Below are 16,046 nucleotides of genomic sequence, written 5' to 3'. Positions count from 1 at the left end.
GCTCGTCCGCCGCCTGCGCGTCACGTCCCACACCTTTCACTTCGAGGGCGAGCGCCTGCGCATCGTCAGCGCGCGTGATTGGGCGGTGTTGCGTGGCAGCGATGACGAACGTTTCCAGGTCGTGCCACAAGCGCAGGCCCGGCAGCTGATGATCCGCCTGGCGGCCTCGCCCGCGCTGTCGGCCGACGAAGCCCAGGCCATCGCGGAAGCGGTGCCGCTGCTGCCCGAGGTCTGGCGGCCGGCGCAGGCCACCGGCGGCATGCTGCTCATCCACATCGTCGAGGCGACGCTGAACCTGCGCAGTGCAGGCGGCGCCGAGGCCGCCACGCCGTCCCAGTTGGCCGGCAAGCAGGAGGAGGAAGACCACTGGATCCAGATCACGCTGGTCGACGACCAGGATCTGCCGGTGCCCGACCAGGCCTACAAGATCGAATTGCCCGGCGGCGAGATTCGCGAGGGCCGGCTGGACGCGCAGGGCCTGGCCTACATCGGCGGCCTGAAGGTCGGCGGCACGTGCAAGGTGTGTTTCCCGCAGATCGATGCCAAGGAATGGCGCGCCGCCTGACTAGCGCCCTGCGCCATCGCGGCGAGCGAGACGCCGCTCCATCAACTCGAACAGCCCTTCCAGCAGCAAGGCCAGCAAGGCCGCCGGCACGGCGCCGGCCAGCAGCAGCGCCTTGTCGTTCAAGGCCAGCCCGGTGACGATGCGCTCGCCATAACCGCCGGCGCCGATGAAGGCGGCGATCGTCGCGGTGCCGACCGAGATCGTCGCGGCAGTGCGGATGCCGGCCACGATCACCGGCAGCGCCAGCGGCAGTTCCACCGTGCGCAGGCGTTGGCGCGGCGTCAGCCCGAGCGCCTGCGCCGCGAGCTTCAGCCCCGCCGGCACCTCTGCCAGGCCAGTGCAGGTGTTGCGCATGATCGGCAGCAGCGCATACAGCGTCAGCGCCACCAGGGCCGGGCCGGTACCGATGCGCCCGAGCAGCGAGATCAGCACCGCCAGCATCGCCAGCGACGGCACGGTCTGCAGCACGCCGGTGAGGCCCAGTACCAGCGCACGCGCGCGGGCATGCGCGGCCACCGCGGTGGCCAGCGGCACGCCCAACACCACCGCCAGCAGCACCGCGGCGAAGACCAGGCCCAGGTGCTGGCCGGTCAGCCGCAGCAGATCCGGCCCCCACAGCTTGGCCCAGAAGCCACGTGCCGCATCGGCCTGCGCGCCGCTGCCGGCCAGGTGCTCGCGGGCGATCACGTCGAAGGCCACACCCTGTAGTTCGGCACGGGCGTTCATCGCGATCATGCGTGGCTCGTCGATGCTGCCGCGCAGCCGCTGCAGTGCGGCCCAGGCCGCCGGAAAGCGCTGCGGCAGGTCCAGCCGGTACAGCAGCACCGCGTCATATCTCGGAAAGTACGCAACATCGTCCTGCAGCACGCGCAGGCCCAGGTGGTCGATCTTGGCGTCGGTGGTGTAGATGTCGATCACGTCCACCTGGCCGCCGGCAATCGCGTCGTAGGCCAGCCCATGGTCCAGCCCGGTCGGTTGCTGCGGGAGGCCGTAGCGTTGCGCCAGGCCTTTCCAGCCGTCGGCGCGGCCGATGAATTCATTGCTCAGGCCCAGCCGCAGTGCCGGCTGGCGCGCCAGGTCGGACAGTTTCTGAATGCCCAGGCGCTGCGCCACGTCGGCCCGCATCGCCAGTGCATAGCCGTCGTTGAAGCCCAGCGGCACGTCGACACCCAGGCCCAGCGGCCGCAACTGCGCCTGCAGCGTCGCCAGTGTCGCAGGCTGGCTGTTCTTCAGAATTTCCAGCGCGATGGTGCCGGTGTACTCGGCATATACGTCGATGCTGCCGCTGCGCAGCGCTTCGTAGACGATGGCCGTGTTGCCCAGGCCTTGCCTCACCTCCACCGGTGCATGCAGCTGCGCGGTTTGCGCCAGCACCTGGGCCAGGATGTAAGACTCGGTAAAGCGCTTCGAGCCGATGCGCAGCGGCCCCTCGGCGCGGGCCGGCCCCACGGCCGCCAGCAAACAGGCGGCCAGCAGGCACAGCGCAAGCACCAGGGCAGACCCCGGGGCAGGCAGGCGGCGAAGGCAGTGGTCCGGCAGCACGCGGGCAGCTTAACGGATGCATTGGCCCAAATAGACTTCGCCTTTCTCACGCTCTACCATCTGCCGTCTGCACACACGCAAGGAGTACCCCATGAAGATCATCCCGTCCCGGTTGCTGGTTGTGGCCGCTGTTGCCTTGCTCGGTGCCTGTAGCAGCACGCCGGAGGCCACCCAGGCGCCGGTGGCCACCGCAACGCCGACACCCACGACCACGCCGCCGGTGGCCACGCCCTCCACGGCCCAGCCCCAGCCGGTGGCCACCTCGCCGGTGCGCCCGGTGGTGTTGGCGGCGCACCTGGATCCGAACAACAGCATTGCCAGCAACCGCAGCGTGTTCTTCGAGTTCGACGACGACGCCATCAAGCAGAGCGACATGTCGCTGATCGAGCGGCATGCCAAGTACCTGTCGACGAACCAGGCGCTGGCCATCAAGATCGAAGGCAACACCGACGAGCGCGGTAGCACCGAATACAACCTGGCGCTGGGCCAGCGCCGCGCGCAATCGGTGCTGCGGGCCTTGAAGATCTACGGCGTGCCGGAAACGCGCATGGAAGCCGTCAGCTGGGGCGAAGAGCGCCCCCGGGCCGCCGGCCACGATGAATCGGCCTGGGCGCAGAACCGCCGCGCCGACCTGGCCTATCCCAGTCGGTAGGCCTTGCCGACAACACCGCGGCGCCAGGACATCAGCGAACCCGTCGCGCGGGTGTTGCGGCGGTTTCGGGTTGTCCTCAATGCCGTCAAGACGCATTTCCAGCAGGTCGAGAAACGCGCCGGCATAGGCGGCGCCCAGGTCTGGGCGCTGAGCGTGATCCGCGAGCAGCCGGGCCTGGGCGTCAACGACCTGGCCCGGGCGATGGGCGTGCACCAGTCCACCGCCAGCAACCTGGTGAAGGCGCTGGTGGCGTTGCACCTGATCTCGGCCCGCAAGGAAGGCGCTGACCGGCGCACGGTGCAGCTGCGCATGCTGCCTGCCGGCACGCGCGTGCTGCGCAAAGTGCCGGGACCGTTTCATGGCGCGCTGCCCGACGCCCTGGCGCGGCTGGACCAGAAGATGCTCGTCCGACTGGACAAGGACCTGGCCGTGCTGGTCAAGGCCCTGGCGCCGGACGGGCTGGCGGGCGGTGTGCCGCTCGCCCGGGACTCACTGCCACACCGCGCCGGCTGAACAGAGCGCCCCACCGCACCGTGGCCGGCCAGTGCACCCGGGAACGCCGTTTGCCCTGCCACGACGCCGTGACCGTGGGGAGGCGGAGGGCTGCGACATCGGCATCGTGAACCTTTTACTTCCAGACTCGTCCGACCAACGGACAGTCACTGCATTTGTTCAAATCTAACAAGGAGAAGCGGTGCACCGATTCGATACTGGGCCTTGTGTTCGAGGCTCTTGCATTGACGGGTCATGGCATTGAAGACCATCCGCCTGCAGCTGCGGTTCCTGCTGCCGCTGCTGGCCACGCTGGTCGGTGCGTCCTACCTGGCTGTGCCGCTGATGGACCAGGTCACGCTGCGCTGGTTCAGCCGTGACCTCAACAGCCGGGGCATGCTGCTGACCAATGCGCTGTCCGATTCAGTGGCCGAAGCGCTGGCCAGTGGCCGCACGGCCAAGCTGCGCACACTGTTCGATCGCACGGCCCAGGACGAGCGTTTGTTCGCCATCGGCCTGTGCAGCCCCGACGGCCAGTTGCTGCAAAGCACCGACCGCTTCCCGGCCAGCCTGTCTTGCGATGCCGCGATCGATCTGGCGCGGCTGCCGGAGCCGCGCCTGTCGCTGCCGGGCGGGCCGGTGCATGTGGGCGTGCAGTCGATCATGGGCCATGCCCCGGCGCCAGCCACCGCGGCCGAAGGCGGCCCCTTGACCAGCGGCCCGCCCGACCTGGCCGATGTGCCAGCCAGCACCTCGCTGCCGCTGCTGCCCGCGGGGGCCCGACCGGCGCCCACCGGCCCGATGCTGGCAGGCCAGCTGGTGCTGCTGCACGACATGAGCTTCATCGACCGGCGCAGCCAGGACACGCGGCGCTACCTGATCGGCCTGATCACCGCGCTGGGCCTGGTGATCGCGGTGATCACGATGGCCGTGGCCCAGCTCAGCTGGCGCGGCTGGGTCAAGGGTGTGCAGGCCATCATGCGGGGCGAAGGCCTGCTCAGCCCGCTGCTGCCGCCGCCGGAGCTGGCACCGTTTGCCGACGACCTGCGCGCCCGCCTGCGCGACCTGGAAGACGAGTACCGCCGCGCCCAGGGCCCCGAGGCCGAATGGACCGCCGACCGCCTGCGCTCCCTGCTGAACAGCCAGCTCAGCGGCGACCAGGTGATCGTGGTCTCCAACCGCGAGCCCTACATCCACGAGCGCGACAAGGCCGGCCAGCTGATCGTCAAGCAACCCGCCAGCGGCCTGGTGACGGCGGTGGAGCCGGTGATGCGTGCCTGCTCCGGCACCTGGGTGGCGCATGGCAGCGGCGGCGCCGACCGGGAGGCCGTCGATGCCTCCGACCGCGTGCTGGTGCCGCCCGGTCACGACGACTACTGGCTGCGCCGCATCTGGCTCACGGCCGAGGAAGAACAGGGTTATTACTATGGCTTCGCCAACGAAGGCATGTGGCCACTGTGCCACGTGGCCCATGTGCGGCCGGTGTTCCGCGAGTCCGACTGGGAGGCCTACCGCAAAGTCAACCAGCGTTTCGCCGACGCAGTGATCGCCGAGGCGCGCAGCGAAGACCCGGTGGTGCTGGTGCAGGACTACCACTTTGCGCTGCTGCCGGCGATGATCCGCGAAAAGCTGCCGCAAGCCACCATCCTGACCTTCTGGCACATCCCCTGGCCGAATCCCGAATCCTTCGGCATCTGCCCCTGGCGCCGCGAGATCCTGACCGGCATGCTGGGCAGCACCATCCTGGGCTTCCACACCCGTTTCCACTGCAAGAACTTCATCGAGACGGTGGACCGCTACCTCGAGGCGCGCATCGAACACGAACATTCGACGATCGCCTTCCACGAAAAGGAAACGCTGGTCGAGAGCTACCCGATCTCGATCGAATGGCCGCCCGCGGCCGAAACCAGCGCCTGGGCGCCGGTGGCCGAATGCCGCCGCCGGGTGATTGAACGCCTGGGCCTGCCGCCGGACGTCTGCCTGGCCGTGGGGGTGGACCGCTTCGACTACACCAAGGGCATTCTCGAGCGCCTGAATGCGGTGGAACGGCTGCTGGAAAAGTGGCCGGACTGGATCGGCCGCTTCGTCTTCGTGCAGGTGGCCGCCCCCACCCGCAGTTCGCTCGACGAGTACCGCAGCTTCCAGGAGCGCGTGCAACGGGTGACGGAGCGCATCAACCAGCGTTTCGGCCGGGCCGGATACCAGCCGGTGCACCTGCTGGCGCAGCACCATGAGCATGATGCGGTGATGGAGTTGCTGCGCGCCGCCAATGTCTGCGTGGTGACCAGCCTGCACGATGGCATGAACCTGGTGTGCAAGGAGTTCGTCGCCGCGCGGGACGACTTGCAGGGCGTGCTGGTGCTGAGCCGCTTTGCCGGCGCCGCGCGTGAACTGTCTGAAGCCTTGATCGTGAACCCGTACCACGTGGAAGAAACCGCCGATGCGCTGAACCGCGCGGCCACCATGCCGGCCGGTGAGCAGCGTGAACGCATGGCCAGCCTGCGCAGCACCGTGCGGGAGTTCAACGTCTTCCGCTGGGCCGGCCGCATGCTGGCCGATGCCGGCCGCTGGCGCCTGCGCGCCCGCATCGAGGCCCGCGTGCGGCGCCACGCCGGCTGAAAGCCAGAACGATGCGGCACCTGTTCAGCGACGAAGGCCATGCGCAACTGGCCACCGCCCTGCGCAGCAACCCGCTGATGGCCTTCGACTTCGACGGCACGCTGGCCCCCATCGTCGCGCGCCCCGACGACGCGCAGATTCCAGCGTTGGTCGCCGAGCGGCTGCGCGCGGTGGCCAAGGTGCTACCGGTGGCCATCATCACCGGCCGCGCGATCGACGACGTGCGCCTGCGCCTGGGCTTCGAGCCGCACTACGTGGTGGGCAACCACGGCGGCGAGGACGATGCCGACCCACGTGGCAGCGTGGCGCGCATGGAGGCGCTGAACGGCGTGCGCCTGCAACTGCAGGCGCGCAGCACGGCGCTCACCGCCTGCGGCATCGTGATCGAGGACAAGCGGCAGTCCATCGCGCTGCACTACCGCCTGTCGCACATCCGCAAGCAGGCCCGCGCGCTGATCGAGGCAGTGCTGGCGCCGTACGGCAGCACGCTGCACGTCTTTCCCGGCAAGATGGTGGTCAACGTCACCGCGCTGCATGCTCCCCACAAGGGCGATGCGATGCGCAAGCTGGTGGACCGCAGTGGCGCCGGCTGCGCCTTGTTCGCCGGCGACGATGTCAACGACGAGCCGGTCTTCGTGATTGCGCCGCCCAGTTGGATCACGGTGCGCGTGGGCCGCAGCACGACGCCGACGCTGGCCCGCTTCTACATCGAAGGCCACGAAGAGGTGGCGCTGATGCTCGAGCGCATCGTGCTGCTGCTGGCGGCGCAATCTACCGGCTGATGCCGCCCGCGAGGCCGACCGCGAGGCCGTGTGTGGCCTAGCGTGTCACAGGAGCGGGCGCAGCTTGCGGCACCGGGCCGACGGTGCGCGTGACGATCTCCTTGATCACGCCACCGCCCTCCACCGAGCCACTGGTCTGCCCTTCACCACGCGCCAGACGTTCGCAATCCGGCCGGTCCTCGACCGACTGGCGCTGGCAGCGCAACAGCGCATTACGCTCCAGCGTGCGGGCATCCCCGCTGTCGAGCCCACCGCGGCGCGCTTCGACCAAGGCAGCGCCGGCCTCGCGCAGGCAGGTGGCGCGGTCCTGGTGCGTGCGGCCGGCCAGACAGTTGGCACGGTCCTCGCGGTACACCGCCTCGGGCGAGCCGGGCAAGGGCGACTTGGCCGCTTGCACAGGGGACAACAAGGTCAGGGCCGTTGCGGCGGCGGCGCAGCAGCGCAGCGTCAACATCATGCGGTTGTTCATGGGGAATCTCCGGTTCAAGTGCCTCAGATCCAGGGGCGGCACCATGGACTCACCTTAGGCACGGCAAGCGGCCACGGCCATCGGTGGCCATCCCGCTTGGGGGTAGGCATTGACCTACCCGTGGCGTCTCCTTCCTGCTGCCCTACAAGCGGACGGCAGCTTGTCTGATGGGCGCTGCAGGGGTGGCTTTTTAGACTGGCCGCATCGGATGACCCTGCCCCCCACAAGAGGAATCCCCCATGACAGCCACCTTGCAACACAATCCGCCTGAAACGCGGCAACTGGCCAAGCTGGTCGACGGCAAGCGCATCGTGATGCTCACCACTTTCTCGCCCGACGGGCGGCTGCAGAGCAAGCCGATGACGGTGCTCGCCTTCGACGATGAAGGCTGCTTCTGGTTCTACGTCGAGCACGATGCACAGGACGGCGCTGCCGCGCAGCGCTACCACCGCGTGAACCTGGCCTTCAGCGACGAGAGCGTTTCCACTTTCATTTCGGTACCCGGTCACGGCGAACTGGTGCATGAGCGCGAACGCATCCACGCACTGTGGACGCCGCTGGCCAAGCCCTGGTTCCCCGACGGCCCGGATTCGCCGCGGCTGGCCTTGCTGAAGGTCACGCCCGACGGCGCCGAGTACTGGGACGCACCGAACAGCCGTTTCATTCGCGGCCTGGCGATCGCCGCGTCCATCGTCAGCGGCCAGCCCATCGGCGTTGGCGAACATGAGGTGCTACCGCCGAACCCGCGGCCGGCTGCCACCTGAGCCCTTCCTACCACCCCACTGCAAAGGAAACACCCATGAGCACCATGAGCAAGACAGCCCTGACCCCCACCGACGAAAGTATCGACCAGGCTGCCGATAGTGCCGCGAGCAAGGCCACCGGTGTGATCCAGTCGACCAAACGGGTCGCCAATGTGGCGCTGGACAGCCTGCAAACCAGCGTGGACGATCTGCGCCAGGCGGTGCCCAGTGCCTTCAGCCATGCCGCTGCGCAAGTCGAAGATCTGACGCGGCGCGGCATCGAGCGGGCCCGTGCGACGTCGACCCAGGTGCGCGAGAAAGTCAGCGAGACCGGCGAACGCACGGTCAGCTACATCAAGGACGAGCCCATCAAGTCCGTGCTGATTGCCGCCGCCGCGGGCGCCGCGATGGCTGCGCTGATCGGCTGGCTGGCCCGTTCACGCACGCGCGATTGAGTTGCCCCGCCCGCAGCGCCGCATCATGATCCATCCGCTGTTCAGGCTGCTGGCCACCCAGCCCGAGGTCTTGGCCGAGCACTTGGGCGCTTATGCCCAGCTGGCATCGGCCGAGGTGAGCGAAGCCGCGCTGGCAGTGCGCGCGCGGGCCGTCTTCATGATGGCGATGGTGCTGTTCATCCTGCTGGGCCTGGGCCTGGGTGGTGTGGCCCTGCTGCTGCTGGCGGCCTTGCCGATTTCCGTCATGCCGGCGCCCTGGCTGCTGGCGGTGGTGCCTTTGACGCCGCTGGCCTTGGCGGTGGGCTGCTGGGCCGCCTTGCAGCAGCGGCCTCTGGCCCGTTCGTTTGCGCAGTTGCGCGAGCAGATGGCGGCGGACGCCGCCCTGCTGCGCGAAGCCGGCCAGCGCTGAGATGGCCGACCCCGCAGCGCCAGGGCCGGCGGCCTTGTCTTCGCCGCTGCACGGGACACCCCCATCGGACGTCGAGCAGGCCCTGGCCCGACTGCAGGCCTCACGCCTGCAGTTGCGCCACGCGCTGGTGCCGGCGGCCCGAAGCGAAGCCGCCGGGAATGCCGGCGCGTCCCCCTTGCCAAGGCGCCTGCGTGCCCTTCTGCGCTGCTGGCGGCAGCGGCTGCGCCAATCGCCGGTGGCGGCGACCTTGATGGGCTCAGCACAGGCCTGGTGGTGGCAGCAGCCCTGGCGCGAACCCGCTGAAGCCGCCGCTGCCGAACTGCGGGGCGCGATCGGCCCGGTGGTGCGGCGCCACCCCGTGGCCGCCGTGCTGCTCGCCGGCGTGGCCGGTGCCGCCCTGATGGCCTGGCGCCCGTGGCGCTGGCCGGTGGTGGCGCGCCAGTTCAGCCCGCTGCCGCGCCGTGTGGGGCGCTGGCTGATGGCCCAGTTCGCACAGCCGGCCGTGCAGTCGGTGCTGGGCGGGCTGCTGATGTCCTGGCTGGGGCGGGCTGCCAATGCGCCGCCGCCATCACCCTCGCCATCCCCGCCGGCCGCACCGGCCGCACCGGAGCCGCCAGCCGCGGCTGCCCCGACGGCCGATGCACCGGCACCCGAAATTCACCCTGCCTGAGTCTGGCGCACCGCGTGCGGCCCGTCCTAACATCGTGGCATTCACTTCCGGTGAAGACCATGGCCCCTCCCCTGTTCCACCGCCCGGGTCCGGATCCTGATCCGGGCCCGCAGCCGATCGAGCCGCCGGATCCCGGCTCGCGCCCGGACCGCCCGCGCGAGCCGCACGATCCGGACGACCCCGAGCCGCAGCATCCGACAGAGCCGCCGCAGCGCTGTTGACGCCGAACCACGCCCCTACACCCGAACACTTCGCCTCAACAGCGCTTGACGATGACCCGCCAGCTCCTGCGCACGATCTGCCGAACGCTCATCGGCGTGCTGCTGTTCGCGCAGCTGGCGGTTTCGGCCTACGCCTGCCCCGGCGTGTCATCTGCGCCGGGCCTGCAGAAGGCCATGGCCACGGCGGCCGACGGCAACTCGGCCAACACCGACGCGGCGATGAACGGTCCACAAGCCATTGCCTGTGCCGACATGGCCATGCCGATGGACCCGGACTTCGCCAACCTCTGCGCCGAGCATTGCCGCCAGGGCCAGCAAAGCGATCAGGCCGCGACGCTGACGGTGCCGGCAGCGCTGCTGACCGCGCTCTACATCACCGCACCAGCCCCCGAGCCCCTCGTTGCGCCGCGCCCTGCGGCTGCCACACCGAGTGCACTGGCCGCGGCCTCGCCGCCGCTGGCCATCCTGCACTGCTGCTTCCGAACCTGATCGTCCAGACGACGCTGCGCTGACGGCCCTGCGGGTCGATTCGGCGCATCGCCCGTGCCCGACCGCGCCGCGGGGCAGAGGCCCATGGCAGCGGACCGGGCCGGCACACGGCCCCCGTTCCGTCGCCTGGAGTCGTCATCATGGTCCCAGTCTCAATGCCGCCCCTGGCCTGCCTGGTGCTGGCCGGCTGCATGCTGTTCAGTGCCGCCAGCCACGGACAAGCAGCGCTGACACTCGATCAGGCGCTGCGCGCCGCGCAGGATCGATCGCATCAACTCGCTGCCCTGCACGCTGCCGCCGCGGCCGCGCGCGAGATGGCGGTGGCCGCCGGCCAGCGCCCCGATCCCACGCTGCGGGTCGGCCTCAACAACCTGCCCGTCGATGGCCCGGACCGGTTCAGCGTCACCCGCGACTTCATGACCATGCGCTCGGTGGCAGCGATGCAGGAGCTCACCGGCCGCGACAAGCTCAGCGCGCGATCGGCACGCTTCGAGCGCGAGGCCGAGGCCGCCGAGGCGGCTCGGGCGCAGGCGCTGGCCACTCTGCGGCGCGAGACCGCGATGGCCTGGCTGGACCGCCACTTCCAGGAGCAGATGCTCGACCTGCTGCGGGCGCTGCGGGCGGAGGCCGGCCTGCAGATCGAGGCCGCCGAGGCGGCCTACCGCGGTGGGCGTGGCGGGCAGGCCGATGTCTTTGCCGCGCGCTCGGCCGTCGCGCTGATCGACGACCGCCTCCGGCAGACCGAAGGGCAGCTGGCTGTGGCCAAGACCCGGCTCGCGCGCTGGGTTGGCGACGAGGCCCGGCAGGCGCTGGGCGCGGCGCCCTCGCTGGCCGCGATTCGCCTGGACGAGGGCCGCGTCGAATCGCAGTTGGCGCAGCAGCCCGAGATCGTGATGCTGCTCAAGCAGGAGGAGATCGCCCGCGCCGAGGCCGACATCGCGCAGCGCAACAAGCGCCCGGACTGGAGCGTCGAGCTGATGCTCAGCCAGCGGGGCCCGGCCTACTCGAACATGGTCTCGGTGAATGTCTCGCTCCCTTTGCCCGTGGATCCGAAGAACCGGCAGGACCGCGAGCTCGCCGCCCGGCTCGCACGGGTCGAGCAGGCCCGCGCCCAGCGCGAAGAAGCGACGCGCGCGCATGGCGCAGAGATCCGCGGCTGGCTGCAGGCATGGCGCAGCGACAGGAACCGCCTGGCCCACTACGACGGCAGCCTGATCCCGCTCGCCGCCGAGCGCACACGCGCCGCGCTGGCGGCCTACCGCGGCGGCGGCGGCCCGCTCGCTGCCGTGCTCGAAGCCCGACGCATCGAGATCGACACACGCCTGGACCGCCTGCGCCTGGAGATGGACGCAGCCGCGCTGTGGGCCCGGCTCGAAACCCTGGTTCCACCGGGGCACGACACGGCAGCGCCACAGCGCCCCGCCCAGCCCACGGAGCAATGACCATGAACACCCAGACCCTCGCGCGCATCGTGATCGCGGCCGCACTCCTGGCCACACTCCTGGCCGCCGGCGCCTACGGCCTCTACCGCCTCGGCCTGCAGCGCGGCATGGGCATGAGTACGCCATCGGCCGCAGGCGCCGGCATGCAAGCTGGCGATGTCGACCCGTCAACGGGCAAGAAGGTCTTGTACTACCACGACCCCATGGTGCCGGGCACCCGCTTCGACAAGCCCGGCAAGTCGCCGTTCATGGACATGATGCTGGTGCCGGTCTACGCGGATGGCGGCGGCGACAGCAGCCAGGTGAGCATCAGCCCCCGTGTCCAGCAGAACCTCGGCCTGCGCACCGCGCCGGTGGTCGAAGGCATGCTGGCGCCGCCGCTGGCCGCCGTCGGCAGCATCGCCTTCAACGAACGCGACCAGGTCATCGTGCAGGCCCGCGCGGCAGGCTATGTCGAGCGGCTGCATGTGCGTGCCACGCTCGACCGGGTGGCCCCGGGCCAGGCCCTGGCGGAGCTGTATGTGCCGGACTGGATCGCCGCGCAGGAAGAGTTCCTGTCGGTGCGGCGCATGCAGGGCAGCGATCTCGCTTCCCTCGTCGATGGCGCGCGCCAGCGCATGCGCCAGGTCGGCATGGACGAGGCGCAGATCGCACGGGTCGACAGCAGCGGCCGCCTGCAGGCCCGCTTCACGCTGCGGACGCCGATCGGCGGCGTGGTCACCGAACTGATGGTCCGCGAAGGCATGACGGTGGCGCCCGGCGCCACGCTGTTTCGCATCAACGGGCTGTCCACGGTGTGGGCCCATGCCGAAGTGCCCGAGAGCCAGTCGGCGCTGCTGCGCCCGGGCGCGAAGGTGCAGGCCAGGAGCGCCGCCGCACCGGGCACGACGTTCGAAGGCCGGGTTCAAGCCATCCTGCCCGAGGTCAATCCGGGCACGCGCACCGTGAAGGCCCGGCTCGAACTGGCCAACCCCCACGGCAGCCTGGTGCCGGGCATGTTCGTGCAGATGCAGCTCATCGACGCGCAGGTCCGCAAGGCGCTGCTGGTGCCCACCGAGGCGGTCATCCAGACCGGCAGGCGCGCCGTCGTGATAGTGGCCGAAGAGAACGGCCGCTTCCGCCCCGTGGATGTCGAGACCGGCATCGAGAGCGGCGGCCAGACGGAGATCAAGCGCGGTTTGCACGCCGGCCAACGGATCGTGGTCTCGTCGCAGTTCCTGATCGACTCGGAGGCCAGCTTGAAGGCTGTCGAGGCCCGCTTGAATCCGCCGCCTGGGCCGGCAGCGTCCGCGGCCTCCGGGAGCAAGCCATGATCGCCGCGCTGATCCGCTGGTCGATCGCCAACCGCCTCCTGGTGTTGCTGGCCACGGCAATGCTCGGCGCCTGGGGCGTGTACGCGGTGCAGCGCACGCCGCTGGACGCCTTGCCCGACCTGTCGGACGTGCAGGTGATCATCCGCACCAGCTACCCGGGCCAGGCCCCGCGCATCGTCGAGAACCAGATCACCTACCCGATGACGACGACGATGTTGTCGGTGCCGGGCGCGAAGACGGTGCGCGGCTACTCCTTCTTCGGCGACTCCTTCGTCTACGTGCTGTTCGCCGACGGCACCGACCTGTACTGGGCCCGCTCACGCGTGCTGGAGTCCTTGAACCAGGTGCAGGCCCGGCTGCCGCCCGGGGCCCGGGCCACGCTGGGGCCGGACGCCACCGGCGTCGGCTGGATCTACCAGTACGCGCTGATCGATCGCAGCGGCACCCATGACATCGGGCAGCTGCGCGCCCTGCAGGACTGGTTCCTGAAGTTCGAGTTGAAGACGGTGCCGAACGTCGCCGAGGTGGCCTCGGTCGGCGGCATGGTGCGCCAGTACCAGATCGTGCTCGACCCGGACAAGCTGGCGGCCTACGGCATCGCGCACGGCCAGGTGGTCGACGCGATCCGGAAGTCGAACCAGGAGGCCGGTGCGTCGGTGCTGGAACTCGGCGAGGCCGAGTACATGGTGCGGGCCTCGGGCTACCTGCAATCGCTGGACGACTTCCGCCAGATCCCCCTGTTCAGCGCGGCGGCCGGCGTGTCGGTGCCGAATGTTGTCGTGAGATTGGGCGACGTGGCCCGCGTCCAGATCGGCCCCGAGATGCGCCGCGGCATCGGCGAACTCGACGGCGAAGGCGAGGCCACCGGCGGCGTGATCGTGATGCGCTCCGGCCAGAACGCGCTGGAGACCATCGCTGCCGTCAAGGCCAAGCTGAAGGCCCTGCAGGCCAGCCTGCCCCGAGGCGTGGAGATCGTGCCGGTCTACGACCGTTCCGGCCTGATCGAGCGGGCCGTGAACAACCTCGGCCGCAAGCTGATCGAGGAGTTCATCGTCGTCGCGCTGGTGTGCTGGCTCTTCCTGTTCCACCTGCGCTCGGCGTTCGTGGCCATCGTCTCGCTGCCGCTGGGCATCCTGGTGGCCTTCATCGTGATGCACTACCAGGGCGTGAACGCGAACATCATGTCCCTGGGCGGCATCGCCATCGCGATCGGTGCGATGGTCGACGCGGCCGTGGTGATGATCGAGAACGCGCACAAGCACCTGGAGCGCTGGCGCCACGACCACCCCGATCAAACGCTGGCAGGCGCAGCCCACTGGCGGGTGATCGGCGATGCCGCGGCCGAGGTCGGACCGGCGCTGTTCTTCTCGCTGCTGATCATCACGCTGTCGTTCATTCCGGTGTTCACGCTGGAGGCGCAGGAAGGCCGGCTCTTTTCACCCCTCGCGTTCACGAAGACCTACGCGATGGCCGCGGCCGCCGGCTTGTCGGTCACGCTGATCCCGGTGCTGATGGGCCTGCTGATCCGGGGGCGTGTGCCCGCCGAAAAGACCAACCCGCTGAATCGCCTGCTGATCGCGGCCTACCGTCCGCTGCTGAACCAGGTGCTGCGTGCGCCGAAGGCGACGCTGCTGATCGCCACCCTGGCGCTGCTGCTGAGCCTGTGGCCGCTGCAGCACATCGGAGCTGAGTTCATGCCGCGTCTCGATGAAGGCGACCTGCTGTACATGCCCTCGGCGCTGCCGGGCTTGTCGGCGGGCAAGGCGGCCGAACTGCTGCAGCAGACGGATCGCCTGATCAAGACCGTGCCCGAGGTCGCCAGCGTCTATGGCAAGGCCGGCCGAGCCGAGACCGCCACCGACCCGGCGCCGATGGAGATGTTCGAGACCACGATCCAGTTCAAGCCCAGGGACCAGTGGCGGCCCGGCATGACGCAGGACGGATTGGTCGACGAACTCGATCGCATCGTCCAGGTGCCGGGCCTGGCCAACCTCTGGGTGCCGCCGATCCGCAACCGCATCGACATGCTGGCCACCGGCATCAAGAGCCCCGTCGGCGTCAAGGTGGCGGGCACCGAGCTCGCGGTGATCGACCGCATCAGCCACCAGATCGAGCAGGCGCTGAAGGCCGTGCCGGGGGTCAGCAGCGCGCTTGCCGAGCGCCTGGTGGGCGGCCGCTATGTCGACGTGAACATCCGCCGCGATGCCGCGGCGCGCTTCGGCCTGACCATCGCCGATGTGCAGTCGGTCATCAGCGCGGCAGTGGGCGGCGACAACATCGGCGAGACGGTGGAGGGCCTGCAGCGCTTCCCGATCAACCTGCGCTACCCCCGGGAGATGCGCGATTCGCTGGCGGCGCTGCGCGTGCTGCCCATCGTCACCGAGAAGGGCGCGCGGCTGCTGCTCTCCGACGTGGCGGACATCCGCATCACCGACGGGCCGCCGATGCTGCGCAGCGAGAACGCGCGGCTGTCGGGCTGGGTCTACGTGGACATCCGCGGCCGCGACCTGAAGTCCGCAGTGCAGGACATGCAGCGCGCGGTGGCCGGCCAGGTGGTCTTGCCGCCGGGCTACTCGATCTCGTGGTCGGGCCAGTTCGAATTCCTCGAGCGCGCCACCGCGAAGCTGAAGCTGGTGGTGCCCTTCACGCTGCTGATCATCTTCGTGCTGCTCTACCTCAGCTTCCAACGTGTCGACGAGGCGCTGCTGATCGTGGCCACCCTGCCCTTCGCGCTGATCGGCGGCATCTGGCTGCTGTACCTGCTGGGCTACAACCTGTCGGTGGCGGGCGTGGTCGGCTTCATCGCGCTGGCCGGCGTGTCGGCCGAGTTCGGCGTGATCATGCTGCTGTACCTGAAGCAGGCCTGGGAGCTTCGCACCCTGCAGGGCACGACCAGCACGGCCGATCTGCTCGACGCCATCCGCGATGGCGCCGTGCTGCGCGTGCGGCCGAAGGCCATGACGGTGGCGGTGATCCTGGCGGGCCTGCTCCCGATCATGGGGGGCGCCGGCACCGGCTCGGAGGTGATGCAGCGCATCGCCGCGCCGATGGTCGGCGGCATGATCACCGCGCCGCTGCTGTCGATGTTCGTGATCCCGGCGGCCTACCTGCTGATGCGGCGCCGGCGTGAACCACCGGGCTTGACCCTGCCATGATGGCAAGCTTGACACTGAAGCGGCGATG

The 16,046-nt window shown here is 69.7% G+C and carries 16 protein-coding genes; 14 read left to right on the top strand and 2 right to left on the bottom strand.

The features are described from left to right. On the top strand, positions 1-565 hold a 565-nt coding region (locus VLK61_RS08685; protein WP_325420192.1), incomplete at its 5' end, for a hypothetical protein. Here the strand turns inward: VLK61_RS08685 and VLK61_RS08680 are convergent. Continuing rightward, the gene (locus VLK61_RS08680; protein WP_414636787.1) at positions 566-2,059 is read right to left on the bottom strand and encodes a glycine betaine ABC transporter substrate-binding protein; all 1,494 of its coding nucleotides are present in this window, start codon (positions 2,057-2,059) and stop codon (positions 566-568) included. 139 nt (positions 2,060-2,198) lie between these two features. Here VLK61_RS08680 and pal point away from each other — a divergent pair, with 139 nt between their 5' ends. From pal to otsB, 4 genes are all read left to right on the top strand, one after another. Continuing rightward, a complete protein-coding gene (pal, locus tag VLK61_RS08675) occupies positions 2,199-2,759 on the top strand; it encodes a peptidoglycan-associated lipoprotein Pal (protein ID WP_325420190.1) in 561 nt (186 codons plus the stop codon). Positions 2,760-2,762: 3 nt separating this feature from the next. Further along, entirely contained in the window at positions 2,763-3,272 is a 510-nt protein-coding gene (locus VLK61_RS08670; RefSeq protein WP_325420188.1) for a MarR family winged helix-turn-helix transcriptional regulator, read from the top strand. Positions 3,273-3,506: 234 nt separating this feature from the next. Further along, the gene (locus VLK61_RS08665; RefSeq protein ID WP_325420186.1) at positions 3,507-5,870 is read left to right on the top strand and encodes a trehalose-6-phosphate synthase; all 2,364 of its coding nucleotides are present in this window, start codon (positions 3,507-3,509) and stop codon (positions 5,868-5,870) included. Between the two features lie 11 nt (positions 5,871-5,881). Next, positions 5,882-6,652, top strand: a complete 771-nt coding sequence (gene otsB / locus VLK61_RS08660; RefSeq protein ID WP_325420184.1) for a trehalose-phosphatase — start codon at positions 5,882-5,884, stop codon at positions 6,650-6,652. A 37-nt stretch (positions 6,653-6,689) separates the two neighbouring features. On the opposite strand, the gene VLK61_RS08655 is transcribed toward otsB, so the two are convergent. Further along, positions 6,690-7,121 carry a hypothetical protein gene (locus VLK61_RS08655; protein ID WP_325420182.1) on the bottom strand — a complete coding sequence of 144 codons (432 nt, stop codon included), beginning with the start codon at positions 7,119-7,121 and terminating at the stop codon, positions 6,690-6,692. A gap of 239 nt (positions 7,122-7,360) precedes the next feature. On the opposite strand from VLK61_RS08655, the gene VLK61_RS08650 reads away from it, so the two are divergent. The 9 genes from VLK61_RS08650 to VLK61_RS08610 all read left to right on the top strand — a co-directional run bounded on the left by VLK61_RS08650 (position 7,361) and on the right by VLK61_RS08610 (position 16,018). Next, positions 7,361-7,885 carry a pyridoxamine 5'-phosphate oxidase family protein gene (locus VLK61_RS08650; RefSeq protein ID WP_325420180.1) on the top strand — a complete coding sequence of 175 codons (525 nt, stop codon included), beginning with the start codon at positions 7,361-7,363 and terminating at the stop codon, positions 7,883-7,885. A gap of 35 nt (positions 7,886-7,920) precedes the next feature. Beyond that, positions 7,921-8,319, top strand: coding sequence for a hypothetical protein (locus VLK61_RS08645; protein ID WP_325420178.1), 399 nt, complete (start codon positions 7,921-7,923; stop codon positions 8,317-8,319). A gap of 25 nt (positions 8,320-8,344) precedes the next feature. Beyond that, positions 8,345-8,728 carry a hypothetical protein gene (locus tag VLK61_RS08640; protein ID WP_325420177.1) on the top strand — a complete coding sequence of 128 codons (384 nt, stop codon included), beginning with the start codon at positions 8,345-8,347 and terminating at the stop codon, positions 8,726-8,728. 1 nt (position 8,729) lies between these two features. Beyond that, positions 8,730-9,398, top strand: coding sequence for a hypothetical protein (locus VLK61_RS08635; RefSeq protein ID WP_325420175.1), 669 nt, complete (start codon positions 8,730-8,732; stop codon positions 9,396-9,398). 59 nt (positions 9,399-9,457) lie between these two features. Continuing rightward, entirely contained in the window at positions 9,458-9,619 is a 162-nt protein-coding gene (locus VLK61_RS08630) for a hypothetical protein (protein ID WP_325420173.1), read from the top strand. Between the two features lie 51 nt (positions 9,620-9,670). Continuing rightward, the gene (locus VLK61_RS08625; protein WP_325420171.1) at positions 9,671-10,108 is read left to right on the top strand and encodes a hypothetical protein; all 438 of its coding nucleotides are present in this window, start codon (positions 9,671-9,673) and stop codon (positions 10,106-10,108) included. 140 nt (positions 10,109-10,248) lie between these two features. Then, entirely contained in the window at positions 10,249-11,550 is a 1,302-nt protein-coding gene (locus VLK61_RS08620) for a TolC family protein (protein WP_325420169.1), read from the top strand. Positions 11,551-11,552: 2 nt separating this feature from the next. Then, on the top strand, positions 11,553-12,863 hold the full coding sequence (locus tag VLK61_RS08615) for an efflux RND transporter periplasmic adaptor subunit (protein WP_325420167.1): 1,311 nt from the start codon (positions 11,553-11,555) through the stop codon (positions 12,861-12,863). Next, entirely contained in the window at positions 12,860-16,018 is a 3,159-nt protein-coding gene (locus tag VLK61_RS08610) for an efflux RND transporter permease subunit (protein WP_325420165.1), read from the top strand. Before VLK61_RS08615 ends, VLK61_RS08610 begins: the two co-directional genes overlap by 4 nt. The last annotated feature ends 28 nt before the right edge of the window (positions 16,019-16,046 follow it).

The sequence above is a fragment of the Aquabacterium sp. genome (assembly GCF_035476535.1).
Lineage (GTDB): Bacteria > Pseudomonadota > Gammaproteobacteria > Burkholderiales > Burkholderiaceae_C > Pseudaquabacterium.
This window is presented reverse-complemented; position numbering and strand designations above follow the sequence as displayed.

What these genes read in the sequence shown, in the direction of transcription:
- pal (WP_325420190.1), top strand. Translation starts at nt 2,199, where the DNA reads ATGAAGATCATCCCGTCCCGGTTGCTGGTTGTGGCCGCTGTTGCCTTG.
- VLK61_RS08665 (WP_325420186.1), top strand. Translation starts at nt 3,507, where the DNA reads ATGGCATTGAAGACCATCCGCCTGCAGCTGCGGTTCCTGCTGCCGCTG.
- otsB (WP_325420184.1), top strand. Translation starts at nt 5,882, where the DNA reads ATGCGGCACCTGTTCAGCGACGAAGGCCATGCGCAACTGGCCACCGCC.
- VLK61_RS08655 (WP_325420182.1), bottom strand. Translation starts at nt 7,121, where the DNA reads ATGAACAACCGCATGATGTTGACGCTGCGCTGCTGCGCCGCCGCCGCA.
- VLK61_RS08650 (WP_325420180.1), top strand. Translation starts at nt 7,361, where the DNA reads ATGACAGCCACCTTGCAACACAATCCGCCTGAAACGCGGCAACTGGCC.
- VLK61_RS08645 (WP_325420178.1), top strand. Translation starts at nt 7,921, where the DNA reads ATGAGCACCATGAGCAAGACAGCCCTGACCCCCACCGACGAAAGTATC.
- VLK61_RS08640 (WP_325420177.1), top strand. Translation starts at nt 8,345, where the DNA reads ATGATCCATCCGCTGTTCAGGCTGCTGGCCACCCAGCCCGAGGTCTTG.
- VLK61_RS08635 (WP_325420175.1), top strand. Translation starts at nt 8,730, where the DNA reads ATGGCCGACCCCGCAGCGCCAGGGCCGGCGGCCTTGTCTTCGCCGCTG.
- VLK61_RS08630 (WP_325420173.1), top strand. Translation starts at nt 9,458, where the DNA reads ATGGCCCCTCCCCTGTTCCACCGCCCGGGTCCGGATCCTGATCCGGGC.
- VLK61_RS08625 (WP_325420171.1), top strand. Translation starts at nt 9,671, where the DNA reads ATGACCCGCCAGCTCCTGCGCACGATCTGCCGAACGCTCATCGGCGTG.
- VLK61_RS08620 (WP_325420169.1), top strand. Translation starts at nt 10,249, where the DNA reads ATGGTCCCAGTCTCAATGCCGCCCCTGGCCTGCCTGGTGCTGGCCGGC.
- VLK61_RS08615 (WP_325420167.1), top strand. Translation starts at nt 11,553, where the DNA reads ATGAACACCCAGACCCTCGCGCGCATCGTGATCGCGGCCGCACTCCTG.
- VLK61_RS08610 (WP_325420165.1), top strand. Translation starts at nt 12,860, where the DNA reads ATGATCGCCGCGCTGATCCGCTGGTCGATCGCCAACCGCCTCCTGGTG.